Below are 26362 nucleotides of genomic sequence, written 5' to 3' on the forward strand. Positions count from 1 at the left end.
CCCTATCCAGTGGCCAAGCGGCCGATATCGGCCACCGTCTCGAAGGCGCGGCGCAACTCGCGCAGCAGGGCCAGGCGATTGCGCCGCTCGGTGGCGTCCTCCGCCATCACCATGACCTGGTCAAAGAAGGTATCCACGCGGTCGCGCAGGCCCGCCAGCTCGCCGAGGGCATGCAGGTAGTCGCCCGCGGCCACGGCCTGCTCGACGCCCGGGCGAACCGCCTGCAGCCCCTGGTACAGCTGACGCTCCTCGTCCAGCGCCAGGGTCTCCGGATCGAGTTCCGCCTCGGCCTCCTCGCCGGCCTTGCGCAGCAGGTTGTGGATCCGCTTGTTCGCGGCGGCCAGCGCCTCGGCCTCCGGGCGTTCGCGGAACAGGCTGACCGCGCGCACGCGGCGGGCAAAGTCCAGCGGGGCATCCGGCGCGACCGCGGCCACCGCCTCGATGGTCTCGTGCGCCTGACCCTGTTCCAGCAGGTACCCGCGCAGGCGCTCGAGGATGTACTCACGCACTGGCTCCACGGCCTGGTCGGCCTCCGGGACGCGTTCGCGGATGGGCTCGGCGGCGGCCTGCAGCAGCGGGGTCAGGGCCAGCGGCAGTTCGCGCTCGACCAGGATGCGCACCAGCCCCAGCGCGGCGCGGCGCAGGGCGAACGGATCCTTGGTGCCGGTGGGCTGCTTGCCGATGGCGAAGATCCCCACCAGGGTGTCGAGACGATCGGCCAGCGCCAGCGCCTGGGCGAGCGGGGCGTCCGGCAGCTCGGAACCGGACTGACGCGGCCAGTAGTGCTGCTCGACCGCGGCGGCGACGGTCTCGTCCTCGCGGTCGTGCAGGGCGTAGTAACGCCCCATGGTGCCCTGCAGCTCGGTGAACTCGAACACCATCTGGGTGACCAGGTCGCACTTGGCCAGTCGCGCGGCGCGCGCGGCGAGGTTCGCGTCCAGCTCCATCAGCCCGGCCAGGCGCTGCATCAGGGCCTCGAGGCGCGTGGACTTGTCGCGCAGCGTGCCCAGGCGCTTCTCGAACACGACCGAGTCCAGCGCCTCCAGGCGTTCCTCCAGGCGCTTGTTGCGGTCCTGCTGCCAGAAGAATTCGGCATCCGCGAAGCGCGGGCGTAGCACGCGCTCGTTGCCGTCGCGCACCGCATGCGGATCACGCGATTCGATGTTGCTGATCACGATGAAGTGCGGCTGCATGCGGCCGGCCTCGTCGACCACCGGGAAGTATTTCTGGTTGTCCTGCATGGTGGAGATCAGCGCCTCCTGCGGGACCTCCAGGAAGCGCGGGTCGAAACCGCCGGTTAGGGCCACCGGCCATTCGACCAGCGCCGTCACCTCGTCCAGCAGGTCCGCATCCACCAGTGCACGGCCACCCAGCGCCTTCGCCTGTTCGTGGACCTGTTCCAGGATGCGTTCGCGCCGCGCCTCGAACGACGGCTCGACGAAGCCCGGGCTGCGCAACCGCTCCGCGTAGTCGTTCCCACGCTTCAGTTCCAGCGCACCGGGCTGGTGGAAGCGGTGGCCGTACGTGGCGTGCCCGGCCGTTTGTTCCAGCACCGTCATCTCCAGCACCTCGGTGCCGTGCAACACCACCAGCCAGTGCGCCGGGCGCACGAACTCGGTGCGGCTGCTGCCCCAGCGCATGCGCTTGGGGGTGGGCAGCGCCTCCAGCGCGGCCTCGAGCATCTCCGGCAGCAGCTCGCCCAGCGCGCGGCCCGGCTGCAGTTGGCGAAACACCAGGTATTCACCCTTGTCGGTGGTCTCGCGCTCCAGGCGATCGACCTCGACCCCACAGGAGCGCGCAAACCCCAGCACTGCCTTGGTGGGCTCACCCGCATCGTCGAAGGCGGCGGCCACGGCCGGGCCGCGACGCTCCTGGAGCTGAGCCGGCTGCTGCGCCGGGACGTCCGGGAACAGCACGGCCAGCCGGCGCGGGGTGGCGAAGGTCTCGGGCGCGCCCGGCTCCAGCCCGGCCTCGCGCAGGCGGGTGGTCAGGCCCTCGGCCAGGGCATCGCGCAGGCGGGTCAGCGCGGTCGGGGGCAGCTCCTCGGTGCCGAGTTCGATCAGGAGTTCGCGGGCTTCAGCCATGTCGGGTCCGTGTCGGGTCCATCACGACCGCGCGGGTTGGCGCGGTCCGGGAAGAGAATTCAGGCGGCGTCGGGCTTGTTGCGGTCGTCGGCGGCGCACAGCGGGAAGCCCAGGGCCTCGCGCGACTCGTAGTACTTCTGCGCAACATTCCGCGACAGCTCGCGCACGCGCAGGATGTAGCGCTGGCGTTCGGTGACCGAGATTGCGCCGCGCGCATCCAGCAGATTGAAACTGTGCGAGGCGCGCAGCATCTGCTCGTAGGCCGGCAGGGGCAGGCCCAGCTCGATCATGCGATCGCTCTCGGTCGCGTGCTGGTCAAAGGCGGCGAACAGGGCGTCGCGGTCGGCGTGCTCGAAGTTGTAGGTGGACTGCTCCACCTCGTTCTGGTGGTAGACGTCGCCATAGGTGATCGCGCGGCCGTCAGGCCCGATCGTCCAGACCAGATCAAAGACGCTCTCCACCCCCTGCAGGTACATCGCCAGGCGTTCGAGGCCATAGGTGATCTCGCCGGACACCGGGTGGCAGTCCAGTCCGCCCACCTGCTGGAAGTAGGTGAACTGGGTGACCTCCATGCCGTTGAGCCAGACCTCCCAGCCCAAGCCCCAGGCGCCGAGGGTCGGGGACTCCCAGTTGTCCTCGACGAAGCGCACGTCGTGGGTCAGGGTGTCGAAGCCCAGCGCCTCCAGGGAACCGAGGTAGAGGTCCTGGATGTCCGGCGGCGAGGGTTTCAGCAGGACCTGGAACTGGTAGTAGTGCTGCAGGCGGTTGGGATTGTCGCCATAGCGCCCGTCGGTCGGGCGACGGCTGGGCTGCACATAGGCCGCGCGCCACGGCTCCGGACCGATGGAGCGCAGGAAGGTCGCCGGATGGAAGGTGCCCGCGCCCATCTCCATATCGTAGGGCTGCAGGACCACACAGCCGTGATCGTTCCAGTAATCCTGCAAGCGCCGGATCAGGTCCTGGAAGGTCGGGCTGCTGCTGGACGGGGTGCGTTCGTGCGACATGCGGGATCCCGGGTCAGGGCAAAGCCGACAGTATATCGGCCCGGCTTCGGCCGCGGCCACCGCCCGCGCGAAACGCGGGCCGACGGACCCGCTCGCCCGACCCCGTGTTAGCCGTGGCGCGGTGGGCGGTTTTGCACCGGGCGGGAAGGCGCCCATACTGGGCGCTTGATCCTGTTCGGGAGAGCGGCCCTGAGCGAGCCCCACGCCAATGCGGAACCGACGGTGACGGCGGCGAACGGCCAGCGCTATCGCGATACGCGCCGGGTCACGCTGGTGGGCGCGACCGTGAACAGCGTCCTTGCGGTCGCGCAGCTACTCAGCGGCTGGCTGCTGAACTCGCAGGCACTGGTGGCGGACGGCGTGCACACGCTGTCGGACCTGGTCACCGACGGGGTGGTGCTGTTCGCCGCGCGCAAGGCGTCCGCCTCCCCTGACCAGGACCACCCCTACGGGCACGCCCGGATCGAGACGCTGGCGACGGTGATCGTCGGGGTCTTTCTGGCATTCGCGGGCCTGGGGATCGCCTGGGCGGCCGGCAGCCGGCTGGTCGAGCCCGAGGCGATGACCGGTCCCGCGAACATGGCCATCTTCTTTGCCGCGCTGACGCTGGTGGCCAAGGAAGGCCTGTACCAGTACACCCACCGGGTGGCGAAGCGCCTGCGCTCGCGGATGCTGGATGCCAATGCCTGGCACCACCGCACGGATGCGATCTCGTCGCTGTTCGTACTGGTCGGGGTCGGTGCTGCGGTGGCCGGATTCCCGTGGGCGGATGCGCTGGCCGCGCTGATCGTGGCGCTGTTCATCCTGCATATCGCCGGGCGCCTGATCGTGCGCGCCGCGGCAGAGTTGATCGACACCGGGCTGGAACCGGAGAAGGTGGACCGCATCCATCGCACCATCACCGATGTGCCCGGGGTCAAGGATGCACACATGCTGCGCACCCGCCGCCACGGCAGCGACGTGGTGGCCGACGTGCATATCCAGGTCGCGCCGATGATCTCGGTCTCCGAGGGGCATCGCATCGCCGACGCGGTCTTCCATGCGGTGACCGACGAACATGACCGGATCAACGACATTACCGTGCACGTGGACCCGGAAAACGACGCGGAACAGGCGCGCAGTTCCGCCCTGCCACTGCGCCCGACGCTGGTCGAGGCCCTGCGCGAGGCCTGGGCCGACACGCCGGAACTGGACGCGGTGGAGCACTTGTCGCTGCACTATCTCGGCGGCCGGGTGCACATGACGGTGACGCTGCGCCTTGACGGGGCAACGGCTTCGGCAGACCTGGAGGCGCGCGCTCAGGCGCTCGCCGACCGGCTGCACGACCATCCTCGGGTAGGCGACATGCTGGGCGAGGTCACGCTACTCTATCGCCCATGCACTCATTAGGTGCGCACCCGTCCCGGACGCACGATCTTCGTGCACCCTGGGCACTACATTGGTGCAAAAAGGATGCGGCGGCGGGACACGGGTGCCCGTTTTTCGCGCGCCCGGGCCGGATCGGACCGAATGGCATGATGCCTGCATAGTGAATCGCGAAGCCGCGCTGGGACCGAAGAGCCGGCCGGCCACCATTGAAGACTTTATTAGTGAAGACCAAGGAGACCCCCATGTCCGCAGCCGACGTGCTGAACCAGATCAAGGAAAAGGAAGTGCGCTTCGTCGACTTCCGTTTTACCGACTCCAAGGGCAAGGAACAGCATGTGACCATGCCGGCCCACGACATCGACGAAGAGACCTTCGAGGAAGGCAAGATGTTCGACGGCTCCTCGATCTCCGGCTGGAAGGGGATCAACGAGTCCGACATGATCCTGATGCCGGACGCCGAGTCGGCCGTGATCGACCCGTTCTTCGAAGACATGACCATGAACATCCGCTGTGACGTGGTCGAGCCGGCCACCATGCAGGGCTACGACCGCTGCCCGCGCTCCCTGGCGCGCCGTGCCGAGGCCTACCTGCAGAGCACCGGCATCGCCGACACCGCGCTGTTCGGCCCGGAGAACGAGTTCTTCATCTTTGACGACGTGAAGTGGGGCACCAGCCTGTCCGGCTCCTATTGCCGCGTCGACTCCCAGGAAGCCTCCTGGAACTCCGAGCGCGTCTACGAGGACGGCAACATCGGGCACCGCCCGGGCGTGAAGGGCGGCTACTTCCCGGTCCCGCCGGTCGACAGCCTGCACGACATCCGCTCCACGATGTGCGAAGTCATGACCGAGATGGGCCTGGAGACCGAGGTGCACCACCACGAGGTGGCGACCGCCGGCCAGTGCGAGATCGGCGTGGGTCCGGCGACCCTGACGCAGAAGGCCGACGAGGTGCAGATCCTGAAGTACGTGGTGCAGAACGTGGCCCATATCCACGGCAAGACCGCGACCTTCATGCCCAAGCCGATCGTGGGTGACAACGGTTCCGGCATGCACGTGCACCAGTCACTGTCGAAGGATGGCAAGAACCTGTTCTCCGGCGACCTGTACGGAGGCCTGTCCGAGACCGCACTGTTCTACATCGGCGGCATCATCAAGCATGCCCGCGCGCTGAACGCCTTCACCAACCCGTCCACCAACAGCTACAAGCGCCTGGTGCCGGGCTTCGAAGCACCGGTCATGCTGGCCTACTCCGCGCGCAACCGCTCCGCTTCGCTGCGTATCCCGTTCGTGATGAACCCGAAGGGCCGTCGCGTCGAGCTGCGCTTCCCGGACTCCACCGCCAACCCCTACCTGGCGTTCGCCGCCATGCTGATGGCTGGCCTCGACGGTATCCAGAACAAGATCCACCCGGGCGACGCGATGGACAAGAACCTCTACGACCTGCCGCCGGAAGAGGAAAAGGGCATCCCGCAGGTCTGCCACTCGCTGGACCAGGCGCTGGAAGCCCTGAACCAGGATCGCGAGTTCCTGACCCAGGGTGGCGTGTTCACCGACGACATGATCGATGCCTACATCGACCTGAAGATGGAAGACGTCACGCAGATGCGCATGACCACCCATCCGATCGAGTTCGACATGTACTACAGCCTGTAAGGCACCCGCTTCCGGCCCCTCGGGGCCGCGAGGCCATCCGCCGCCGCGCCCGCCGGGCCGGCGGCTTTTTTGTGTCCGCCTGCCCGGCAGGCAGTCAGTCGGGAGCCGCAAATGAAAGGCCCCGCGGATCGACAATCCGCGGGGCCTGCGAGCGGGACAGGGGAGGAGTTCCCCGGACCCGCCTGGTCGTCGCCGGTGATCAGGCGTGCCAGCCGAACTCCTCGGCCTTTTGCTGCGCCAGCGCCGGGATGTCCGTGGCGACGAACTTCTCGTACAGCACCTGGACCCCGATCATGTGGTTGATCACCGCGTCCAGCTGGACCTGGGTGGCGGCCGGGGTATCCTCGGACTCGTGCAGCTCGAACACCTGGCGCACACCCTCCGGGTCGAGCAGGCCGGCCTGCTCGACCTTCTCCGGCGCGAGGTAGCGATCGGCGAGGGCCTTCATCGCGGCCCACTTCACCGGGTCGGTGTGCGCCGGCGGCGCCATGAACGCGAACTTCTCGCGCTCGTAGAGGACCTTGGGCAGCAGTCCCTTCATCGATTCGCGCAGCACGTACTTCTCGGTCTTGCCCTTGATGCGCATGGTCGGCGGCAGTTGGGCGGCGAACTCGGCCAGGTGGTGATCGAGGAACGGCGGACGCGCCTCCATCGAATTGGCCATGTCCATGCGGTCGCCACCCCAGGTCAGGATCTGGCCTTCCAGCATGGTCTTGATCCAGACGTACTGCGCCTTGTCCAGCGGATGCCGGCCTTCCAGCATGTCGTCGTCCAGGGCATCGGCGATGGCCTTGCCCGGCTGGTAGCCCTGCATGCGCGCGCGGCGCTTCGGATGCAGCAGGCCCGGGACGTGGTCGGCCGCGGCCAGCCACGGCTGCAGGCAGGACGGCGTGAACCCCATCATCTTCGTGAATTCGGGGTCATCCAGCTCGTTCTCGGCCAGCATCGCGCCGGATACCAGTTCGTTGGATTCGTTCAGCATCTGCTGCCAGGCCTGGCGATCGGCCTCCGGCAGGGTATCGAGGCCGTGCAGGAACATGTCGCGCCGGAAGGCCGGGTAGCCGCCGAACAGCTCGTCCGAACCCTCGCCGGTGACCACGACCTTGTAGCCGGCCTTGTTCACGTGGCGGCTCATCAGCAGCTTGGCCACGCCGAGCGTGTTGTAGATGGTGCGCTCGGCGTGCCACAGCGCCTCTTCGAAGTTGTCGTAGAGGTGGTCGGCGTTCAGGGTCATGATGTCCTGGTCGGCGCCGACGCTCTCGGCCATCTCGCGGGCGATCGCGGTCTCGTCGTAGTCGTCGTTGTCGAAGCCGATGGTGAACGCCTTGACCGGCGCCTGCTGGCTGGCCGAGGCGAGCCCCAGGGTGATGCAGGAGTCGATCCCGCCGGAGAGATAGCAGGCCACCGGCACGTCGGCCTCCAGGCGCAGCTGCACCGCCTCCATCAGCTTCTCGCGCACGCCCTCGATCCAGTACTCCTCGTCGGTCTCGCTCTCGGGCGGGCGCTCGGAGGCCAGCGGGAAGTCCATGTCCCAGTACTTCTCCTGGCGGATCTTCAGCTTCCCGTGGGCGCGCTCGACGATCACCATGTGCCCGGGCTTCACCTGGTGGATGTCCTCGAACGCCGTGGTCCCGGGCACCATCGTCTGCATCAGCTGGTGGTACAGGCCGTCGTCGGAGAACTGGCGCGGGACGTCGGGGTTGGCGAACAGCACCTTCAGCTCGGAGCCGAATACGAAGCTGCCGTTGGCCTCGGTGAAGTACAGCGGCTTGATGCCGAAGCGGTCGCGGATCAGTACCAGCCGGTCATGCTCGCGGTCGTACAGCGAGATCGCGAATTCGCCGCGGAAGTGCTTCACCGCGTCCTCCAGCCCCTCGCGCTGGTACAGGTGCATGACCATCTCGGAGTCACTCTTGGTGCGGAACTTGACCCCGCGAGAGGTGAGATCCGTGCGAATGCGCTTGTAGTCGTACAACTCGCCATTGACCGCGGTCATGATCTCGCCGTTGGTCATGCAGAACGGCTGGCGCCCGCGGTTCTCGTCCAGGTCGATGATCGACAGCCGCGCGTGGGAGAACCCCACGCCACGGTCATCCTGCGTCTTGTAGCCAAAGCCGTCAGGGCCGCGGTGATACTGGATCGCGGCCATGTTGACCAGGGTTTGCGGGTCGACCTTGCGGTTCGGGTCGGCGTGAAAGATTCCGGCGATGCCACACATGGCATGTCTCCTTGGTTATCCGTTCGGGGCGAGCGGGGCGCGGGCCGGACAGGCCGGCGCGCCACGCCGCTCGCGGTTCAGTGAAAAGGTTCAGCCTTCCGGGGTGTCCATCACCGCGCTGATGCGGCGCACCACCGTGGTCAGCAGCGCCATGCGCACGAACACCGCCCCGCGGGCCTGGGCGAAGTACCAGTTGTGCGGAGTGTCGTCGAGGTCGGTGGACAACTCGTTGCCACGCGCGAGCGGATGCATGACGATCGCGCCTTGCTTCAGCGGCGAGTTGCGATCCAGCTTCAGGCCCTCGCCCATGGATTCGAAGGTATCGCCGACCCAGGCAATGGCGTTGATGTAGACCACGTCCAGCTCCGGCAGCACCGGGTCCAGGTCGTGCACCACCCGCAGCGAAAGCCCGGCCTGCTCCAGCTCCTCGCGCTGGCCGGGGTCGAAGTTCTCGTCCTCGCGCGAGATGATCACCACCTCCTCGACCGCCTCCGGGAACAGGCTCAACAGGCGCAGCAGGGAACGGACCGTGCGCATCCGCGACGGCACTCCGATGATGCCCACCTTGACGCGGCTTTCCGGCGCGACCGTTTCGGCGAACAGCTCCGGGCGCCACTTGGCCAGGGTATAGACATCCGCCAGCGCCTGGGTCGGATGCTCGTCGATGCCGTTGCCGGCATTGACCAGCGGGATGCGCAGATTCTCCAGCATGTTGTGCGCGGCCTCGCCGTCGGAGGAGCGCAGCACCAGCACATCGCCGTAGTTGTTGAACATCTCGGCGATGTCCGCCAGCGATTCGCCCTTGGCAATACCGGTGCTCTTGGGGTCGGTAATCGACATGACCGACCCGCCCAGGCGGTGCCAGGCACTCTCGAACGACAGTCGCGTGCGCGTCGACGGCTCGTAGAAGGCGCTGATGAGGATTTTGCCCGCCAGCGGCAGGTGCATCAGCGCCGGGGTAGTCTCGTACTGCGCCGCCAGGCGGAACAGCTGCAGCAGCTCGTCACGCGAGAACTGCTGGCTGGAGACCACATGCGAGGCCGCCAACTTCAGCAACGGATCGGGGTCTTCCTCCACCGCGTCCAGCAGCGCCTTCGGCCGGTCGGTACCGGCGGCGCCGTCTTTCGGGTGGAGTACATGCAGGGGATCTTCGGTGTAGTTCACCAGAGGCATCCTTTTTTCCAGTCGCGGATGAACAGGGCAATCAGCAGGATCGGGGTCAGGGTCGCCACGCTGGTGGCGAGGACCACGATCACGGACAGTGCGGTAATCGAGATCGTCATGCCGGCACCTCGGCGTCCGAACGGGCCAGGCGGCCCCAGTCAAACGGCCGCGGCATCAGCCAGGTAGTCAGGACCATCACGGCCAGCGACACGGCGGCCCCGACCAGCGCGGCCACGTAGAACCCGATCAGGAAATAGCTGGTCAGCCCGATGCCGGACCCCAGTATCATCGACCAGGCGGCGCCCTGCGGGTTCGCCTTCTTCCAGTACAGCCCGGCGACGATGGGCCAGATCGCGGAGGCCACGAAGGCGCCGGTGAAGTACAGGAGCTCCGCCAGGGAGCCGACAATCGGGATCTCGCCGCGGTAGCTGGCCGCCAGCCAGGTCAACAGCCCCAGCAGCACGACGATCACCTTGGTCGCGTGGAACTGGTGTTGCTCGCTGGCCTGCGGGCGGATGTGCCCGCGATAGATGTCGCGCGTGACCAGGTCGGACGTGGCCGCCAGCAGCGAGTCGAGACTGGAGGCCAGCGCGGCGAACACCACGATGAACACCACGATCGCCCCGGTCAGGCCCAGCACCTCGGCGGCCACCAGCGGCCCGACCATGTCGGCTGCGGGCACGTTGATCCCCAACGCCGGCGTGGCCAGCGCGATGAAACCGGCGACGATCGGGATCGGCAGCCACAGCAAGCCGCCGAAGAGGTAGGCGCGAAAGCCCACGTTGCGGCCGAAGGCGAAGGCGCGCGACCACCAGACGTTGGAGTGGAAGATCTCGCCCACGCCGAACAGCAGGTTGTTGAACAGGAACATGATCGCGGCCGGGAACAGCAGGCTGAGCAGTTCCGGGCGCTCTTCCATCAGGTTGAAGTGGATTGCCTCGAAGCCGACTTTGTCGATGGTCAGCCAGGCGATGAACGCCGCGCCGGCGATGATGATGACGGTCTGGATGAAGTCGGTGCCGATCACCGCGCGCAGGCCGCCCAGCAGGGTGTAGAGCACGCAGACAGTCAGGATGACGGTCATGCCTACGCGGTAGTCGATGCCGGCCAGGGCGTTGATCAGCACGCCGCCGGCCATCGCCATCGAGACCAGCCAGCCGAAGGCGTAGATCAGTGACACCACCAGGAACACCCGCCAGGTGAATTTGCCGTAGCGCAGGCGGATGAAGTCGCCGGAGGTAAAGCCCTCGGGCATCAGTTCGCGGATGCGCCGCGCCAGCGGCGCGAACAGGATCAGTCCCAGGGCGCCCAGCGAGTAGCCGAGCATGCCCCAGACCCCCAGTTGCAGCGCCAGCTGCGGGGCCGTCATCGTGGTATTGGCAGTGACCCAGGTGGCCATCGCGGTGGCGGTGGCCAGCGCCAGACCGACGTTGCGCCCCGCCAGCATGTGATCCTCGGCGGTCTTGTTGCGACGACCCAGCCACCAGCCCAGCACGACCCAGAGGACGCTGAACGCCGCCAGCAGCCCCCAGGCGATGGAGGTCGGGAGGATCGGGTCATCGAGACCGGTCACGAAGCCTCCTGCACCTTCTTAATCTCGCGGATCGCCTCGTCGGTGGTCATCACGCGGGCGTAGCGGTCCTTGATGGTCGTGAGCGTGGCCTTCTGCATCTCCGGCGTCACCGTGGCCGTGGCGTCGTCCATCAGGGTGACATAAAAGCCCAGGTCACAGGCATCCCGCACGGCGGTGGAGACGCACTCGTTGGAATACACCCCGACGATGAACAGCGCGCTGATGTTCAGGTTGCGCAGGATGTAGTGGAGGTTGGTGGAATTGAAGACCCCGCTGGCGGTCTTGTCCAGCACGATCTCGTCGCCCACCGGGGCCACCTGCTCGACGAACTCGGCGTCCTTGGAACCGGGGGCCGCGTGCAGGTTCAGGCGCTTGTGGCCCGGGCTGCGGTCGCGGCCATCATGCGTCAGCGAGCGGATGCGGGTATGGATCACCTCCAGCCCCTCTTCGCGGAAGGCATCCTGCAGGCGGCGCACATTGGGCAGCACCGTCTGCTCCAGGCGATTGAAGTAATACTCCTGGGCCTCCAGCGGCACACCAGAGTCGGCGGAGTTCGCGAACACGCCGTGGCCGCGCGCGGCATCCAGATACTGCAAGTCGATGCACAGCAGGGCAACATGGTGCTCCCGCAACTCCTGACGCAGCACCGGCGTGGTGATCAGGCTTTCCTGGTACTGCTCGCGCAGCGGATCCAGGGAGTCGTAGTCGGTCAACTGGGTGACGTTGTCGTGTTCGGCCATTCCGGGCGCTTCCTCTCGTCGCGATTTATTGCCGAGCGGCCAACGCCAGGGCACTTTGCAGGGTCAGATTGGCGCCGGTCTCGATGTCTTCCCAGTTTGTCCATTCCGCGGCGGAATGGCTACGCCCCTGCAGGCTCGGCACGAAGATCATGCCGGTACGGGTGATGCGGCTCATGCTCTGGGTGTCGTGGGCCGCGCCGCTGGGCATGGTGATGTACTCCAGCCCCATGCGCTCGGCCTGCGCCTCGATGGTCTGGACGATGCCCGGGTCACAGCGCACCGGGTCGATCTCCGAGAGGACGTCGAACTCGAACATCAGGTCGCGCCGACGGGCCAGACTCGAAAGCGTGCGCCGGGCCGCATGGGCCAGCGCGGTCAGGACCTTTTCGTCGGTGTCGCGCACCTCGAAGGAAAAGGTCGCCATGCCCGGCACGGTGTTCGCCGCCCCCGGTGCCAGCTCCACGCGGCCGATGGTGGCGCGCGAGTTCGGGCTGCCATGCTCCTCGATCAGGCGATTGATCTCGCCGCCGAACTCCGCCAGCCCCTGGAAGGGATCGATGCGCATGTCCATCGGCGTGGTGCCGGCGTGGTTGGGCTGGCCCTTCAGGCGCACCTCCCACTTGAACAGGCCGGTGATCGCCTCGACCACGCCGACACTGAGGCCGCGGCGGTCCAGCACCGGGCCCTGTTCGATATGGGTTTCAATGAAGGCGTGCAGGGTGTGCGGGTCGCGCCGCGCGGCCAGGGCGTCATCGGCGTTCAGGCCCCAGTTGGCCATCGCCTCGACCAGGGTGACCCCTTCCAGGTCGCGGGCGTGGCTGATGCTCTCCGGGGTCAGCTTGCCGGCCATCGCCTGGGAACCGAACATGCCGCCGAACCGGCCTTCCTCGTCGGTGAAGTCGATCACCTCGAGGGGGTATTCGAGGTCGACCGCATTCTCCTTGGCAGTGCGCAGCACCTCCAGCCCGATCAACACGCCCAGCGCCCCGTCCAGCGGACCCCCACCGGGCACGGTATCCAGGTGCGAACCCATGGCCACTACCGGGCGCTTGCCGTCGTAGTCCAGGCGCCCATGCAGGTTGGCGGCACCGTCCTGCCAGACATCCAGGCCGGCAGCCTCGAGGCGCCCCCGAAACCACTCGCGCCCCGCGCGGTCGCCCTCACTGAAAGCGCGGCGATGCAGGCCGCGGTCGGCATCACGACCAATCTGCCCCAACTCGTTGATGTCCTGTTGCAGGCGCTGCATGTTGATCTTGAGATCCGTCATGGAAACCTCCTTTAGCGGGTCCACCCCGGATCAAGCGAAAACGTTCTACGCCAACACGGATCGACAGGACTGGACCGGGTGAATCAGTCGCGCGGACGGCCGCGCAGGATGGCCCCGATCAGGACCAGGAAGACGACTGCGCCCACCGCGAAAAAGCCGAAGGCGCGCGCCAGGCTGTGATGCTCGACCACGACCGTGGCCTCGTCGGCCCAGGCGTCGGCATCCGCGGCGCGCAGGCGGAAACGGTATTCACCGTCGGGCAGGCCGCTGATGACCGTGCTGGTATCACCGCCCTCGTAGAGCGTGCGCGCATCCCCATGATCCGGCCCGGTGGCCTGCTCCAGCACCACCGGCCCATCGGCCTCCCAGGCGAGTGTGAAGCCGCCATCCGTGGAGCGTTCGGGCGGTGCGTCGAATGCCGGCTGGGCACTCACGGCAAGCGGCAGCCAGAGCAGAAACGGCAGGAGGGGGCGAATGAGTCGCATCGGGGCCTCCGCGTCACCCCGGCTCAGGACTTGCCGTCGAACGGCTGCAGCCCGGCCTTGGGCTCGGTTGTATTCATCGCCTCGACCAACAGGTCCAGGCCCTGATCCAGTTCCTCGAGGCGGCCCTTCGGCAGCGACTGCAGGGCCCGGTTGAGCTCACCCTGCGGCGCGGCCGGTGCCTTGTCCAGCAACTCCATACCCGCATTCGTCACGTACAGGCGGACGATGCGCTGGTCCTTTTCCGGACGCCGGCGCTCGATCAGGCCACGGTGCTCCAGCTTGTCCAGCAGGTTGGAGGTGGTGGAGGCATGCACCGAGAGCCGGCGCGACAGGTCGCTGACGTTCAGCCCCGGTGTGCGCTGCAGCTCCCACAGCGCCCACAGCTGCGAGGCACTGATCCCGCAGGCTCGCTCCACGGTCCGCGAATGGCCCTGCAGGGCGCGGATGATCACGCGTAACTGGCGGATCACCGAGCGCGCGACATCCGGCTCGCCCTGGGTACTGGCCGCCGGGCCGCTCTCGTTTTCGGGTGCCTGGGGCACAGCCTGGGTGGATGCCATCAAAACTTCTCGCAATTGAATCACTCGGTTAGTTATTTTTGTACAAAAATAGTTCCATTGCAACTTACGCCCCGGCTGGCGAAATCGCGCCACGGGCTCTACACAAGTGGATTGGGGAGCCTGCTCCAGCGGAGAGCCCTTCCCGCTACGCCGGGGGAAGCCGGGCAGCTGCAGGCCCTCGAGCCAGAGAAGGAACACGGGGCGAGTGTCGTGGTCATACCACAGTGTGCGGGACTCACGTCGCCTGTTTACAACGCACCAGGAAGTGCTCATAAGCATTCCCCGCGTTGGATTCGGGAGGCCGGACGCACTGCGTGTCGGGCCGGAAGGCCACTGCGACACCCGACCCGCCCGACCAGAGAGGAATCGCAATGAAGAAGACGATGAGCTGGACCCTGGCACCCCTGTCCGGTGCCGTTGCCCTGGCCCTGTTCCTGGGCCCGAATGTCGCTGCCGCGGAATACGACAGCATCCAGGTTGGCAACCTGTCGATCGGCGGCGCCCTGCGCGCGAACTACGTAATCGGTGACTACCCCGACTCCGACCGCGAATCGTGGGACAAGGGCGGAAACTTCGTCCTCGACACCGCTCGCATCAACCTCGACTACGAGAACGGCCCCTGGCTCGGCAAGCTGGAGTACCGCTGGTACGACGGCTACAACATGCTGCACACCGGTTGGGTGGGCTACAACTTCGAGAACGAGAGCCAGTTGCAGGTCGGCGTGAACCGCGTGCCCTTCGGCCCGGGCCCCTACGGCGTCTCCCAGAGCTGGTTCTTCGACCAGCACTACTACGTGGGCCTCTCCGACGACATGGATCTCGGCGTCAAGTACACGATGCCGATGGGCGACTGGACCTGGGACTTCGGCTACTACGCTCGCGATGAGGGGCACTACTCGGGTGATACCCGGGACAGCGCCCGGTACTCCTACGATGTCGTCAACGAATCGGGTGACGGCTACGAAGAACGCAATCAGTTCAACGTGCGCGGGATCTACAGCATCCCGAATGCCGACACCGACGTCGGCTTCTCGGCCCAGTACGGCGAGCTGAAGAGCAAGGGTCCGCAAAGCGATGGCGACCACTACGCGGTCTCGGGCCACATGGTCAACAACTGGGGCAACTGGACCCTGGCCAGCCAGCTGACCTATTACAAGTTCGACGTGGACGCGAACCAGCCGCTTGGAACGGACACGCTCGTCCAGATGGGCGCGTATGACTTCCCCAATACCGTGGCAGCCGAGGGCTGGATTCCGGCCGTCTCGCTTAGTTACTACCAGGAAACCAGCAACATCCCGTGGCTGGACTACGTAATCCCCTACGCCGAGGTCTCCTCCATCGTGAAAAGCGAGAGTGACTTCAACAACAGCGACATGCTGGTGCTGGGCGCCGCCTGGGCGCGGGGCAACTGGTACATCTACACGGACCTGGCCTATTCCAACGGCAACGAGTTCGTGGGCGGCAACCGTCGCGGCGACAACCCGTTTGGCGATCGCCTTGGGGCCAACGAGGACGACAACTGGGAGGCCCGTTTCAATATTAACTTCGGGTATTACTTCTAAAGGCGGTCGCGGAAGGTCGTCGCCTGACGGCCTTCGGACGAATGGAGCCCGCACCATCCGGTGCGGGCTTTTTTGTGCTCGGGGCAGCGCCCTGGGTCAGGCGCTATTCGCGGCCTGCGGCTCGGGCACATCGGGCCGGCCGGGCTGGGGCATTTGGTCGGGGTTGGCCCAGCGCATCAGGGCAAGCGCCAGCAGGATGGTGGGGATCCCGATCAGGGCCGAACTGGCGAAGAACCAGACCCATCCGATGTGCTCGGCCAGCACGCCGGTGAAGCCGGCGAGGAACTGCCCCGGCAGGGTCATGATGGAGCTGAACAGGGCGTACTGGGTGGCGGTGTAGGCGCTGTTGGTCAGACTGGAGAGATAGGCGATGAACACCGAAATCGCCATGCCACCCGACAGGTTGTCGGCCATGATGGCGAACACCAGGCCGTAGGTCTCGGGACCGAGGGTCGCCAGCCAGGAGAAGGTGAGATTGGTCAGCGGCGCCAGGATCGCGGTCGCGATCAGCATGCGCATGATGCCAAAACGCACCACCAGCAGCCCGCCCAGGGCCGCGCCGGTCAGGGTCATGGCCAGGCCGAAGGCAGCGGCGATATTGGCGATCTCTTCCTTGGTGAATCCGATGTCCAGATAAAACGGGTTGGCCATCACCCCCATGAAGATGTCGCTGATGCGAAAGACCGCGATGAAGGCGATCACGACCAGGGCGATCTTCCCGAAGCGCTGCCAGAACTCGACAAAGGGGCAGACCACCGCGCCGATGGCCCAGGCCTTGAGGTCCCGCCACCAGCCGGTATCCGAGGTGCTGTTGAGGTAGTGGACCACGCGGTCCTCGAGCCGCGCCGTGGCGGAGTCGCGCCGGGCGACCTCGGGTTCGCGGACGATCAGGGTACAGACCACCCCCACGAGCATCAGCGCGGCCATGGCCCCGTAGGACAGGCTCCAGCTCCCGATGGCGGCGATATGCAGCGCCCCGGCCCCGGCGGTCAGCAGGGCCACGCGGTAACCGAACACGTAGGCCGCGGCCATCGCCCCCTGGCGCTCCTGGCTGACGGCCTCGATGCGGTAGGCATCGATGGCGATGTCCTGGGTCGCGGCGCCGAATGCGGTGAGCACGGCCCAGACGGCAACCAGCCAGAGGTGCTCGACCGGGTCGGTCAGGGCGATCCCGGCCAGGCCGAGGATGATCACCGCCTGGGCGAACAGCATCCAGGCACGGCGGCGGCCGAAGACCCGGGTCAGCACCGGCAGGGCCAGGCGGTCGACCACCGGCGCCCAGAACACCTTGATGCTGTAGGCCATGCCGACCCAGGACAGGAAGCCGATGGAGGCCAGCTCCACCCCGAGATCGCGCAGCCAGGCGGTAAAGGTCCCGCCGGTCAGCAGCAGCGGCAACCCCGCGGCGAAGCCGAGGAACAGCATCCCGATGACCCGTGGGTGGCGGTAGACCGCCAGGGCCGCGCGCCAGTCGCGGCTCGGGGGCCGTTGTGCTTCAGCGACTCCAGTCATGCGCCGACGTCACCGAATGCGAGGAACATGCCCCGATCAGGGCTGGTAGTCATAGTCGATCCAGAACGGCGCGTGGTCGGAGAAGCGATCGTCGGTATGGATGTACGGGTCATGCGCGGTGGCCGCGATGCCCGGCGTGGCGATCTGGTAGTCGATGCGCCAGCCCACGTTCTTGGCCCAGGCCTGGCCGCGGTTGGACCACCAGGTGTACCGCTCCGGGCGCTCGTCCAGTCGGCGGAACACATCCACCATGCCGATCTCGTCGAACAGATGGTCCAGCCAGGCCCGCTCTTCCGGCAGGAAGCCCGAATTCTTGCGGTTGGACTTGTAGTTGGTCAGGTCGATCTCCTTGTGGGCGATGTTCCAGTCGCCGCAGATGACCCATTCGCGCCCGTCCTGCATGCGCTCCGCCAGCCAGGGCCGGAAGAACTCCAGGAAACGCCACTTGGAATCCTGGCGATGATCGCCGGAGGAGCCCGACGGCAGGTACAGCGAGACCACCGACAGGTTGCCGAAACGCATCTCGGCATAACGGCCCTCGTTGTCCGCCTCCTCGAAGCCGATACGCGTGATGACCTCGTCCGGCTGGCGGCGGCTGTACAGGGCCACCCCGCTGTAGCCGGGCTTCACCGCATCGACATAGACACTGTGGTACCCGGGTGGATGGAAGGGCTCGCCCTGGATCTGGTGGATCTGGGCCTTGGTCTCCTGGATGCAGACCACGTCGGCCCCGGTCCCCGGGAGCCAGTCGAAGAAGCCCTTGCGGGCGGCGGCACGGATGCCGTTGGCGTTCATCGAGAGTATGCGCATGGCGGGGAACAATACCCGTGCGCGCGGGCGCGGAAAAGGGCCCCGACCGGCGCCGATGCCGGATTCGCGGGCGGGTGTGTCAGAATACGGCGTTTTATGACCGGAGCAGCCCGATGACCGCCCACGCCTTCCTGGAATATGCCCTGCAACGCGATGTACTGCGCTTTGGCGAGTTCACGCTGAAGTCCGGGCGGGTGAGTCCGTACTTCTTCAACGCGGGCCTGTTCAACCGGGGCTCCGACCTGGCGCGGCTCGGCGAATTCTATGCGCGGGCAATCAAGGACTCCGGCATCGAGTTCGACCTGGTGTTCGGGCCGGCCTACAAGGGCATCCCGCTGGCGGCGGCGGTGACCGAGGCGCTTTATCGCGACCACGGCATGGACCGCCCCTGGGCCTTCAACCGCAAGGAGGCCAAGGACCACGGCGAGGGCGGCAACATCGTCGGCGCCCCGCTGGAGGGACGGGTGCTGATCGTGGACGACGTGATCACCGCCGGCACCGCGATCCGCGAGTCGGTGGACCTGATCCGTGCCGCGGGGGCCACGCCGGTCGGGGTCGCGATCGCGCTGGACCGCGAGGAACGCGGCCGCGGCGAGCGCTCCGCCATCCAGGAGGTCGAGGCCGATCTTGGCCTGCAGGTGGTGCGTGTCGCCCGGCTTGGCGATCTGGTGACCATGCTGGAGGACACCGGCCGAGCCCCCGAACACCTGGAGGCCCTGCGCGCCTACCGCGCCGAATACGGGGTATAGGGGGCGCGTACCGCGGCATCCATGACCCCGTCATTGCGAGGAGTGCAGCGACGAAGCACAAAAGCAGCGAAGCTGCGTTGAACGGCCGCAGGCCGGCCCGCAGGGCGAGCGAAGCGAGTAACCTCCAGAAGCTGACAGGGGGCGGGCCGGGATCGGGTGGTTCCGGACGGAGGTTGCTTCGTCGGCTGCGCCTCCTCGCAATGACGGGAGGTCGGGGGATGCGGCGTGGTGCGGCATACGCCGCCCCGGACTACAGGAGCTCTGTGTCGTCGTGCGAGTATGCCGGCGAGCAGCTGCACAGGATGTGCAGCGGCTCGCTACCCGTGTTGCGGATGTTGTGCGGCGTGCCGGGGGCAATGCAGACGGTGTCGCCCACACTCACCGGGAAGGTCTCCTCGCCCAGACGCATCTCGCCCTGTCCGCGCGTGACGTGATAGAGCTCCTCGGTGCGGGCGTGGCGATGCAGGCGCGTAATCGCACCGGGTTCCACCACGGCCTCGGCCAGGCTCTGGGCGGCATTGCCATGCACGTCGGGGTGCATCAGCTCGCGGATCTCGGAGCCGTCCTTGGTGTCGTAGGCCGGGATGTCACTGTAGCGCGTGTGCATGGCTCCCCCTGCTCAGGCCGAGGCCGGCACTTCCTCGAGCAAAAGGCTGTGCCCGCCCATTGCGGCGGGCTTGGGCACCCCCATCAACTCCAGCACGGTCGGGGCCACATCGGCCAGCCCGCCGCCGGTGCGCAGGCGCCAGCGCTGCGAGTCGGTGATCATGCACATCACTGGATAGATGGTGTGCTGGGTATGCGGCGCCCCGGTCACCGGGTCGATGTATTCGTCGCAATTGCCGTGGTCGGCGGTCACGATCGCGGAGTACTCCAGTTCCTTGGCGGCATCCAGCACGCGACCGACCTCGCGGTCGAGGCTCTGGACGGCCTGGATCAGGGCCTCGCGCTTCGCGGTGTGCCCGACCATGTCGCCGTTGGCGAAGTTCACCAGGATGAAGCCGTAGCGCCCGCTCTCCATCGCCTGGATGGTCTCGTCGGCGACCTGCCTGGCGCTCATCTCCGGCTGTTCGTCATAGGTATCCACCGACGGCGAGGGCACCATCACGCGCTGTTCGCCGGCGTAGGGCTCTTCCTTGCCGCCGTTGAAGAAGAAGGTGACGTGGGCGTACTTCTCGGTCTCCGCACAGTGGAACTGCGGGATGCCGGCGGAGGCGATCGTGCTGCCCAGGGTCGTCGACGGGCGCTCCGGGGGAAAGGCGATCGGCGACAGGAAACGCGGGTCGTACTCGGTCAGGCAGGTTTCGGACACCGGATGGAAGTCGCCGCGATCGAAGCCGTCGAACTCGTCCATACCCAGGGCGGCCGTCAGCTGGCGCGGGCGGTCGTTGCGGAAATTGAACAGCACGCAGACCGCATCCCTCCCCAGCGGCGCGCCGCCGTTGATGATGCGCGGATTGATGAACTCGTCATCCTCGCCGGCGCCATAGGCGGCCTCGATGGCCTCGCGGGCGGATCCGGCGGCCTCGCCCTCGGCGTAGGCGATCGCGCGGAAGGCCTTCTCCGTGCGCTTCCAGCGCTTGTCGCGGTCCATCGCATAATAGCGCCCGCACACCGTGGCGATCGCGCCACCGGCATTCGCCAGCTCCTCCTCGAGCGGATCGAGGTAGTTGAGTGCGGAGCGGGGTGCGGTGTCACGGCCGTCGGTGATCATGTGCACCATCGGCCGCGCGCCCTCGCGCTGACAGATCTCGACCAGGGCGCGCAGGTGACGAATATGCGAATGCACACCGCCATCGGAGACCAGTCCGATCAGGTGGAGCGGCAGGTCGTTGTTGGCCGCCGCGCGTGCGGCGCTGACCAGGGCGTCATTCTCGTAGAAGCTGCCATCGGCAATGGAGTCGTCGATGCGCACCAGGTCCTGGTTGATCACCGTGCCCGCCCCCAGCGTGAGATGCCCGACCTCCGAGTTGCCCATCTGTCCGTCCGGCAGCCCGACGGCCCGGCCACAGGCGTCCAGCGTTGTATGGGCATGGGTGGAGAGGTACTCGTCGAGACGCGGTGTATTGGCCTCGGCGTAAGCGTTGTTCAGCTTGGAGGGGTTCACGCCCACTCCGTCCATGACGATCAGCAGGACGGGGCGGCGGGGGGTGGAACGCGGGTCTGCCATCGCGGGATCATTACCTGGGTCAATGGGTTACCCGGGTATTTTAGCAAGTTCCAATGCTTGGCGGGGCAGGGGCCGCACAAAACGTGCTTCGCACCGGAGGGTCAGCGATCCCGCCCGGCGTCGCGCCCCCCCGGTGCCGCATCCGCTTCACCCGGGGCGGCGGGCGGGCCGTCATCGCTCGGCGCACCGGAAGAGGCCGGCGGGCCGGCATCGGGTGCCGGATCTCCGCCGACAGCCTCGTCCGCATGCGCGGCAGGGTCACGCGGAGCCTCGCGCTGGCGCCGCAGCTCGGCCTGCTCTTCCTCGAGACGGTCGAGTTCGGCATCCATCTCCTCGTCCGTCAACGGAGTGTAGCCGGTACGCGCCGCCGCCGTGGTGCCTTCGCCACTGGCGGGCCCAGAGCGCCCCGATGCGGACGCCGTGGATGCCGCCGCGGCCTGCTTGCGCGAACCGCCGCCGCTGCCGCCACTACGCGGCGCACCACCGCCACCGCCCGGACCATCGTCGTCCGGCCCGTCATCATCGGCCCCGGCCGCATCGTCACCGCCCGCCGTGGCGCGGCGCTCGGCCTTCTTGCGCTCCATGATCCGCGACAGAATCAGGCCGATCTCGAACAACAGCCACATCGGAAGGGCCAGCAGCGTCTGCGAGATGATGTCCGGCGGGGTCAGCACCATGCCGACCAGGAACACGCCAACGATCACGTAGGGGCGCTTCTGCGCCAGCTTGGCCGGGGTCGTGGCCCCCATGGAGACGAGCAGGATGGTTGCGACCGGCACCTCGAAGGCGATGCCGAAGGCGATGAACAACATGATGACGAACGACAGATAACGCGAGATGTCGGTCATCACCGCCACGCCCTCGGGCGCCGTGGCCGTAAAGAACGCAAAGATCAGCGGAAAGACCACGAAGTAGGCGAACGCCATCCCCAGATAGAACAGCGCGGTGGACGACGCCACCAGCGGCAGCGCCATGCTCTTTTCGTGCGAGTAAAGCCCCGGGGCCACGAAGGACCAGACCTGATACAGCAGGTAGGGGATGCTGAGCACCACCGCCAGCAGCAGGGTCAGCTTGAACGGGATCAGGAACGGCGCGGCCACGTCGATCGCGATCATGCTGGTGCCTTCCGGCAGGTGCTGCATGAGCGGATCGGCCAGCCACGTGTAGATCGGGTTGGCGAACGGGAACAGGATCAGGAACACCACCAGGATGGCGATGAACATCCTGAGGATGCGGTCGCGCAGCTCGATCAGGTGCGTGAGCAGGGTCTCGGTTGCTTCCGGACTCGGCTCGACCCCCGGTTTGGTCTTGCTCATGAGTGCTTGTCAGGGGTCTGGTCGTCGTGAGTGGCGTCGCCGGCGGAATCCGGATCCTGGTTCGATGACGGGCTGGACGCATCCGGCGTGCGGCGCTCGCGCACGGCCGGCTTCTTGCGTTCCGGCCGCGGGCCATCGGCGCTGCGCGCCTTCTGCTCGGCGGCCAGGGCGGGATCGTCGGTCATCAGGTTGCCGTCCAGGTTGCCCTGGGTCGGCACGCGGCGAACCTCCGTGGGCTCCTCGGTCGTCGTCTTCTCCGACGTCTCCGGATCATCCTGCGCGTCGCCGGCAGCGGCCTCCGGGCTGCGCATGGAGGGCTTGTCCCGCACCGCGGGCTTGGACTTCTTCCCGGAGAGCGCCTCTTGCTCGCTGGAGGAGAGGTTCTTGCGCGTCTTCGGCGGGCCCTCGATGTCTTCCCGCAATCCGCGCTCGGTATCCTCGATATCCTCGCGCAGGCTGGTCTCGGTCTCGTCCATCATGTTCTTGAGCTGGCGGATCTCGCGGTCCTGGCTCTTCAGCATGTTGCGCAGCTCGTCGGTCTGCAGCTCCTGTTCGAAATCGGAGCGCACGCTGTGGACGAAGCGCCGGGTCTTGCCGACCCAGCGCCCGATCTCGCGTGCAAGACCGGGCAGCCGCTCCGGCCCGACGACCAGAAGCGCCACCAGCACGATGATGATGATTTCCCAGAAGCCGATGTCGAACATGGGCTACCGCCGCTCGAGCCGGTCCGTCGCGCCGGGCGCGACGTTCAGGACTTCTTGTCCGATTGCGAGGCGTCGGAATCCTTTTCGCTGCTCTTCTTGACCTCGGCGTCGACGACGCGGCCCTTCTCGTCGGTCTGGTCCTCGACCTCGGGCGGCTCGCCCTCTTCGCCTTCCTTCTTCTCTTCGGCGTCGGGATCCTTCACGGCCTGACGAAAATTCTTCATCGCCGAGCCGATATCCCCACCCATGTTGCGCAGCTTCTTCGTGCCGAACAGCAGCACGACGATCAACAGGATGATGAGGAGCTGCCAAATACTGATACCACCAATACCCATGGACTCTGTTCTCCAGTCATACAACTTTGGGGTTAGCCTGAACGGCGCCAGGCCCATAATCAACTCTGGGGCACACCCGCCACCGGGGACGTTCGTGCTGGAGTCGCTTTTTCTTCGCGGACAGGGCGCTGCGATTGCAGTGTAGCCGCGCCACATGAACGAACGCTTTACAGCCGGCGACTAAATGAGCCCCCGCGGGGAAACACCGCTTAATGTACACGCTACGAATGGTCGGACCGGCGACCACTGGTTTCGCGCGCAGCCTTCTCGGCGACGCCCGACAGGCCGAAACGCCGGCCCAGTTCATCGAGGACATCGTCCGGGTGTCGTCCGCGGGCCGCGAGCACTACCAGGGCATGAAACCACAGGTCGGCCATTTCTGACACCAGGGCGTCGGTGTCGTCATTCTTGGCCGCGATCAGCGTCTCCGCCGATTCCTCGCCCAGTTTCTTGAGCATCTCGTCCAGCCCGCGCGCGTGAAGCTTCGCCACGTAGGACTGCTCCGGGTCGGCCTGGCGGCGCTGCTCGATCACCTCGGCGAGCGCGGAAAGCACCTCGGCACCACCCGGACGGGGAGTCGAATCGGTCATTGCGCGGCGACCTCGGCGTCGTTCGGCCGCACCGGGACGCCGGCGGCCGCCATCGCGTCCTTGGCCTCGCCCACCGTGTGCTGACCAAAGTGAAAGATACTGGCCGCCAGCACGGCATCGGCATGGCCCTCGGTCACGCCCTCCACCAGGTGCCGCAGTTCACCGACCCCGCCCGAAGCAATCACCGGCACGCCGACCGCATCGCTGACCGCGCGGGTCAGCGGCAGGTCGAAGCCGATGCGGGTGCCGTCACGATCCATGCTCGTCAGCAGGATCTCGCCAGCCCCCAGGGACTCCATACGCTGCGCCCACTCGACCACGTCCAGACCGGTCTCGCGGCGACCTCCGTGGGTAAAGACCTCCCAGCGCGGTGGTTCATTCCCCGTGCTGACCTGCTTGGCGTCGATCGCGACCACGATGCACTGGCTGCCGACCCAGTCGGCGGCCTCGCGCACCAGCTCGGGCCGGTGCACCGCGGCGGTGTTGATGGAGACCTTGTCGGCCCCGGCGTTCAGCAGGCGGCGGATGTCCTCCACCGCGCGCACGCCCCCGCCCACGGTCAGCGGGATAAACACCTCGCGGGCCACCGCCTCGACCACGTGCAGGATGGTCTCGCGGTCGTCGCTGGAGGCGGTGATGTCGAGGAAGGTGATCTCGTCCGCGCCCTGGGCGTTGTAGCGCCGGGCGATCTCCACCGGATCGCCGGCATCGCGGATGCCCACGAAGTTGACGCCCTTGACCACGCGGCCGGCATCGACATCCAGGCAGGGGATGATGCGCTTGGCGAGCATCTCAGGTCGCGAGGGCCTTGCGGGCCTCCTCCAGGGTGAAGGCGCCGTCGTACAAGGCCCGGCCGACGATGGCGCCGGTGATGCCGTCCTCCTCGCGCGCGGCGAGGTTGCGCAGGTCGTCCAGCGAACTGATGCCGCCGGAGGCGATCACCGGCACCCGCACGTTGCTCGCCAGGCGCGCGGTGGCCTCCACGTTGGGGCCCTTCATCATCCCGTCGCGGGCGATGTCAGTGTAGACAAAGGCCACCACGCCGTCGGCCTCGAAGTGCTGGGCCAGATCGATCACGTCGTGGTGCGACAGCTTGGACCAGCCATCCACCGCCAGCTTGCCGTCCTTGGCATCCAGCCCGACGATGATACGGCCGGGAAACTCCAGGCACAGGTCGTTCACGAAGTGCGGGGCGCTGACGGCGCGGGTGCCGATGATCACGAACTCCACCCCGGCGTCCAGGTAGGCCTGGACCGTGTCCTCGTCACGCACGCCGCCGCCGATCTGGATCGGCAACTCGGGGAAGGCCTTGGCGATCGCGTGCACCGCCTGGGCATTGCGTGGCTGGCCGGCGAAGGCGCCATCGAGATCGACGATATGCAACCGCTCGGCCCCGGCATCCACCCAGCGCTTTGCCATCTCCACCGGGTCCTCGCCGAACACGGTGGAATCGTCCATGTTCCCCTGACGCAGGCGAACGCACTTGCCTTCCTTCAGATCGATTGCGGGAATGACCAGCATCTTCGACTCCTCACGACGCCCCGGGACCGTCTCCGTCCCAGCGCAGAAAGTTGTGCAGCAGGCGCAGCCCGCAGGCGGCGCTCTTCTCCGGATGGCACTGCATGGTGAACAACGAGCCCCGCGCCAGTGCCGAGGCAAAGGTCTCGCCGTAATCGGTGCGCCCGGCCACATCGGCCTCGCGCTCGGGCTGCACCCGGTAACTGTGGACGAAATAGAACCACGGGGTTTCCGGCAGGCCGTGCCACAGGGGATGCTCCTGCGCCGGCAGCACGCGGTTCCAGCCCATGTGCGGGATCTTCAGGCGCCGGCCATCCGCACCCTGCATGGCGGGGAAGCGCGCGACCCGGCCCGGCAGGATACCCAGCAGGTCGACACCGCCACTCTCCTCGCTGGCGTCCATCAGGATCTGCTGGCCCAGGCACAGGCCCAGGAACGGGCGGTCCGCCGCCAGCTCCGGCAGCAGCCGGTCGAGCCCGCGACTCGACAGCGCCTGCATGGCGTCCCCGGCCGCGCCCTGGCCGGGAAACACCAACCGGTCGGCCTCGCGCAGGGTCTCGGGGTCGTCGGTCAGCAGTACGCGCTGGTCGCCCGCGGCCTCGTGCTCCAGTGCACGCACGACCGAGTGCAGATTCCCCATGCCGTAATCGATGACGGCAACAGTTTCCATGGCCGGTTCTCGTCCGTTGGTCCGTTAAGGAAACACTGATCCATGTACACGCTCGCGCTCGAGTCGCTTTTGCGTGCGAACAAGGCGCGGTGACTGCCGTGCAGTCATTCTGCACAAAGGAACCGCAACGCCGTGCGCGCGCCCGTTTTTGATAACAACAGGCGGCCGAGCCCCTTGGGGTTGGCACCCCAGGTTCCCCGATCCGGCGTTGCGCCCCGAATCCATCAAGACCGGGCGGGTAGAACCACTACCCACTGCGCACCGCGCCTTGTCTCGGAAAACCTGGGGTACCAACGCGAGTGTGTACATGG

General features: G+C 66.9%; 25 protein-coding genes. 4 read left to right on the forward strand and 21 right to left on the reverse strand.

Annotated elements, in window-relative coordinates:
• Positions 1-2 precede the first annotated feature (2 nt).
• Complete coding sequence (glyS, locus tag F817_RS0105105) at positions 3-2084, reverse strand: glycine--tRNA ligase subunit beta (protein WP_024326635.1); 2082 nt, start codon at positions 2082-2084, stop codon at positions 3-5.
• Between the two features lie 59 nt (positions 2085-2143).
• Positions 2144-3088, reverse strand: a complete 945-nt coding sequence (gene glyQ / locus F817_RS0105110; protein ID WP_024326636.1) for a glycine--tRNA ligase subunit alpha — start codon at positions 3086-3088, stop codon at positions 2144-2146.
• Positions 3089-3253: 165 nt separating this feature from the next.
• Here glyQ and F817_RS0105115 point away from each other — a divergent pair, with 165 nt between their 5' ends.
• The gene (locus F817_RS0105115) at positions 3254-4477 is read left to right on the forward strand and encodes a cation diffusion facilitator family transporter (RefSeq protein ID WP_024326637.1); all 1224 of its coding nucleotides are present in this window, start codon (positions 3254-3256) and stop codon (positions 4475-4477) included.
• 221 nt (positions 4478-4698) lie between these two features.
• Complete coding sequence (gene glnA / locus F817_RS0105120) at positions 4699-6108, forward strand: glutamate--ammonia ligase (protein WP_024326638.1); 1410 nt, start codon at positions 4699-4701, stop codon at positions 6106-6108.
• Between the two features lie 199 nt (positions 6109-6307).
• Here the strand turns inward: glnA and asnB are convergent, their stop codons facing one another.
• The 8 genes from asnB to F817_RS0105160 form a co-directional block, all read right to left on the reverse strand.
• The gene (gene asnB / locus F817_RS0105125) at positions 6308-8326 is read right to left on the reverse strand and encodes an asparagine synthase (glutamine-hydrolyzing) (RefSeq protein WP_024326639.1); all 2019 of its coding nucleotides are present in this window, start codon (positions 8324-8326) and stop codon (positions 6308-6310) included.
• 90 nt (positions 8327-8416) lie between these two features.
• On the reverse strand, positions 8417-9499 hold the full coding sequence (locus F817_RS0105130; protein ID WP_024326640.1) for an aspartate carbamoyltransferase: 1083 nt from the start codon (positions 9497-9499) through the stop codon (positions 8417-8419).
• Positions 9487-9609: a hypothetical protein gene (locus F817_RS14740; protein ID WP_255346991.1), complete on the reverse strand. Its 123-nt coding sequence runs from the start codon at positions 9607-9609 to the stop codon at positions 9487-9489. Before F817_RS14740 ends, F817_RS0105130 begins: the two co-directional genes overlap by 13 nt.
• Entirely contained in the window at positions 9606-11063 is a 1458-nt protein-coding gene (locus F817_RS0105140) for a sodium:solute symporter family protein (RefSeq protein WP_024326641.1), read from the reverse strand. The genes F817_RS14740 and F817_RS0105140 overlap by 4 nt, the downstream gene beginning before the upstream one ends.
• Entirely contained in the window at positions 11060-11803 is a 744-nt protein-coding gene (locus tag F817_RS0105145) for a cysteine hydrolase family protein (protein WP_018144911.1), read from the reverse strand. The genes F817_RS0105140 and F817_RS0105145 overlap by 4 nt, the downstream gene beginning before the upstream one ends.
• A gap of 25 nt (positions 11804-11828) precedes the next feature.
• Positions 11829-13070, reverse strand: coding sequence for a Zn-dependent hydrolase (locus F817_RS0105150; RefSeq protein WP_024326642.1), 1242 nt, complete (start codon positions 13068-13070; stop codon positions 11829-11831).
• Positions 13071-13153: 83 nt separating this feature from the next.
• Positions 13154-13555 (reverse strand): hypothetical protein, encoded by a 402-nt coding sequence (locus F817_RS0105155; protein ID WP_024326643.1) that lies wholly within the window; start codon positions 13553-13555, stop codon positions 13154-13156.
• A 23-nt stretch (positions 13556-13578) separates the two neighbouring features.
• Entirely contained in the window at positions 13579-14115 is a 537-nt protein-coding gene (locus F817_RS0105160; protein WP_024326644.1) for a MarR family winged helix-turn-helix transcriptional regulator, read from the reverse strand.
• Between the two features lie 371 nt (positions 14116-14486).
• Here F817_RS0105160 and F817_RS0105165 point away from each other — a divergent pair, with 371 nt between their 5' ends.
• Positions 14487-15677, forward strand: a complete 1191-nt coding sequence (locus F817_RS0105165) for a hypothetical protein (RefSeq protein ID WP_024326645.1) — start codon at positions 14487-14489, stop codon at positions 15675-15677.
• A gap of 96 nt (positions 15678-15773) precedes the next feature.
• Here F817_RS0105165 and F817_RS0105170 read toward each other — a convergent pair whose 3' ends face one another.
• On the reverse strand, positions 15774-17189 hold the full coding sequence (locus tag F817_RS0105170) for an AmpG family muropeptide MFS transporter (protein WP_024326646.1): 1416 nt from the start codon (positions 17187-17189) through the stop codon (positions 15774-15776).
• A 36-nt stretch (positions 17190-17225) separates the two neighbouring features.
• Positions 17226-17999 carry an exodeoxyribonuclease III gene (locus F817_RS0105175; RefSeq protein ID WP_255346992.1) on the reverse strand — a complete coding sequence of 258 codons (774 nt, stop codon included), beginning with the start codon at positions 17997-17999 and terminating at the stop codon, positions 17226-17228.
• Positions 18000-18112: 113 nt separating this feature from the next.
• Here F817_RS0105175 and pyrE point away from each other — a divergent pair, with 113 nt between their 5' ends.
• Positions 18113-18748 (forward strand): orotate phosphoribosyltransferase, encoded by a 636-nt coding sequence (gene pyrE, locus F817_RS0105180; RefSeq protein ID WP_024326648.1) that lies wholly within the window; start codon positions 18113-18115, stop codon positions 18746-18748.
• 250 nt (positions 18749-18998) lie between these two features.
• Here pyrE and F817_RS0105185 read toward each other — a convergent pair whose 3' ends face one another.
• The 9 genes from F817_RS0105185 to hisH all read right to left on the reverse strand — a co-directional run bounded on the left by F817_RS0105185 (position 18999) and on the right by hisH (position 26051).
• A complete protein-coding gene (locus F817_RS0105185; protein WP_024326649.1) occupies positions 18999-19355 on the reverse strand; it encodes a cupin domain-containing protein in 357 nt (118 codons plus the stop codon).
• A 12-nt stretch (positions 19356-19367) separates the two neighbouring features.
• A complete protein-coding gene (gene gpmI / locus F817_RS0105190) occupies positions 19368-20918 on the reverse strand; it encodes a 2,3-bisphosphoglycerate-independent phosphoglycerate mutase (RefSeq protein ID WP_024326650.1) in 1551 nt (516 codons plus the stop codon).
• A 101-nt stretch (positions 20919-21019) separates the two neighbouring features.
• Positions 21020-22234: a twin-arginine translocase subunit TatC gene (tatC, locus tag F817_RS0105195; protein ID WP_024326651.1), complete on the reverse strand. Its 1215-nt coding sequence runs from the start codon at positions 22232-22234 to the stop codon at positions 21020-21022.
• Complete coding sequence (gene tatB, locus F817_RS0105200; protein WP_024326652.1) at positions 22231-22938, reverse strand: Sec-independent protein translocase protein TatB; 708 nt, start codon at positions 22936-22938, stop codon at positions 22231-22233. The genes tatC and tatB overlap by 4 nt, the downstream gene beginning before the upstream one ends.
• A 44-nt stretch (positions 22939-22982) precedes the next feature.
• Complete coding sequence (tatA, locus tag F817_RS0105205; RefSeq protein WP_024326653.1) at positions 22983-23273, reverse strand: twin-arginine translocase TatA/TatE family subunit; 291 nt, start codon at positions 23271-23273, stop codon at positions 22983-22985.
• Between the two features lie 221 nt (positions 23274-23494).
• Positions 23495-23863: a phosphoribosyl-ATP diphosphatase gene (locus tag F817_RS0105210; protein WP_019594633.1), complete on the reverse strand. Its 369-nt coding sequence runs from the start codon at positions 23861-23863 to the stop codon at positions 23495-23497.
• Entirely contained in the window at positions 23860-24654 is a 795-nt protein-coding gene (hisF, locus tag F817_RS0105215) for an imidazole glycerol phosphate synthase subunit HisF (protein ID WP_024326654.1), read from the reverse strand. The genes F817_RS0105210 and hisF overlap by 4 nt, the downstream gene beginning before the upstream one ends.
• 1 nt (position 24655) lies before the next feature.
• A complete protein-coding gene (hisA, locus tag F817_RS0105220; RefSeq protein ID WP_024326655.1) occupies positions 24656-25384 on the reverse strand; it encodes a 1-(5-phosphoribosyl)-5-[(5-phosphoribosylamino)methylideneamino]imidazole-4-carboxamide isomerase in 729 nt (242 codons plus the stop codon).
• 10 nt (positions 25385-25394) lie between these two features.
• The gene (hisH, locus tag F817_RS0105225; RefSeq protein WP_024326656.1) at positions 25395-26051 is read right to left on the reverse strand and encodes an imidazole glycerol phosphate synthase subunit HisH; all 657 of its coding nucleotides are present in this window, start codon (positions 26049-26051) and stop codon (positions 25395-25397) included.
• Between the last annotated feature and the right edge of the window lie 311 nt (positions 26052-26362).

It is taken from the genome of Thioalkalivibrio sp. AKL19, assembly GCF_000420165.1.
Classification (GTDB): Bacteria; Pseudomonadota; Gammaproteobacteria; order Ectothiorhodospirales; family Ectothiorhodospiraceae; genus Thioalkalivibrio.

Bases quoted from the DNA above. Each gene is read 5' to 3' on its own strand.
- glyS (WP_024326635.1), bottom strand. From the start codon at position 2,084: ATGGCTGAAGCCCGCGAACTCCTGATCGAACTCGGCACCGAGGAGCTG.
- glyQ (WP_024326636.1), bottom strand. From the start codon at position 3,088: ATGTCGCACGAACGCACCCCGTCCAGCAGCAGCCCGACCTTCCAGGAC.
- glnA (WP_024326638.1), top strand. From the start codon at position 4,699: ATGTCCGCAGCCGACGTGCTGAACCAGATCAAGGAAAAGGAAGTGCGC.
- asnB (WP_024326639.1), bottom strand. From the start codon at position 8,326: ATGTGTGGCATCGCCGGAATCTTTCACGCCGACCCGAACCGCAAGGTC.
- F817_RS0105130 (WP_024326640.1), bottom strand. From the start codon at position 9,499: ATGCCTCTGGTGAACTACACCGAAGATCCCCTGCATGTACTCCACCCG.
- F817_RS14740 (WP_255346991.1), bottom strand. From the start codon at position 9,609: ATGACGATCTCGATTACCGCACTGTCCGTGATCGTGGTCCTCGCCACC.
- F817_RS0105145 (WP_018144911.1), bottom strand. From the start codon at position 11,803: ATGGCCGAACACGACAACGTCACCCAGTTGACCGACTACGACTCCCTG.
- F817_RS0105150 (WP_024326642.1), bottom strand. From the start codon at position 13,070: ATGACGGATCTCAAGATCAACATGCAGCGCCTGCAACAGGACATCAAC.
- F817_RS0105155 (WP_024326643.1), bottom strand. From the start codon at position 13,555: ATGCGACTCATTCGCCCCCTCCTGCCGTTTCTGCTCTGGCTGCCGCTT.
- F817_RS0105160 (WP_024326644.1), bottom strand. From the start codon at position 14,115: ATGGCATCCACCCAGGCTGTGCCCCAGGCACCCGAAAACGAGAGCGGC.
- F817_RS0105165 (WP_024326645.1), top strand. From the start codon at position 14,487: ATGAAGAAGACGATGAGCTGGACCCTGGCACCCCTGTCCGGTGCCGTT.
- F817_RS0105170 (WP_024326646.1), bottom strand. From the start codon at position 17,189: ATGACTGGAGTCGCTGAAGCACAACGGCCCCCGAGCCGCGACTGGCGC.
- F817_RS0105175 (WP_255346992.1), bottom strand. From the start codon at position 17,999: ATGCGCATACTCTCGATGAACGCCAACGGCATCCGTGCCGCCGCCCGC.
- pyrE (WP_024326648.1), top strand. From the start codon at position 18,113: ATGACCGCCCACGCCTTCCTGGAATATGCCCTGCAACGCGATGTACTG.
- F817_RS0105185 (WP_024326649.1), bottom strand. From the start codon at position 19,355: ATGCACACGCGCTACAGTGACATCCCGGCCTACGACACCAAGGACGGC.
- gpmI (WP_024326650.1), bottom strand. From the start codon at position 20,918: ATGGCAGACCCGCGTTCCACCCCCCGCCGCCCCGTCCTGCTGATCGTC.
- tatC (WP_024326651.1), bottom strand. From the start codon at position 22,234: ATGAGCAAGACCAAACCGGGGGTCGAGCCGAGTCCGGAAGCAACCGAG.
- tatB (WP_024326652.1), bottom strand. From the start codon at position 22,938: ATGTTCGACATCGGCTTCTGGGAAATCATCATCATCGTGCTGGTGGCG.
- tatA (WP_024326653.1), bottom strand. From the start codon at position 23,273: ATGGGTATTGGTGGTATCAGTATTTGGCAGCTCCTCATCATCCTGTTG.
- F817_RS0105210 (WP_019594633.1), bottom strand. From the start codon at position 23,863: ATGACCGATTCGACTCCCCGTCCGGGTGGTGCCGAGGTGCTTTCCGCG.
- hisF (WP_024326654.1), bottom strand. From the start codon at position 24,654: ATGCTCGCCAAGCGCATCATCCCCTGCCTGGATGTCGATGCCGGCCGC.
- hisA (WP_024326655.1), bottom strand. From the start codon at position 25,384: ATGCTGGTCATTCCCGCAATCGATCTGAAGGAAGGCAAGTGCGTTCGC.
- hisH (WP_024326656.1), bottom strand. From the start codon at position 26,051: ATGGAAACTGTTGCCGTCATCGATTACGGCATGGGGAATCTGCACTCG.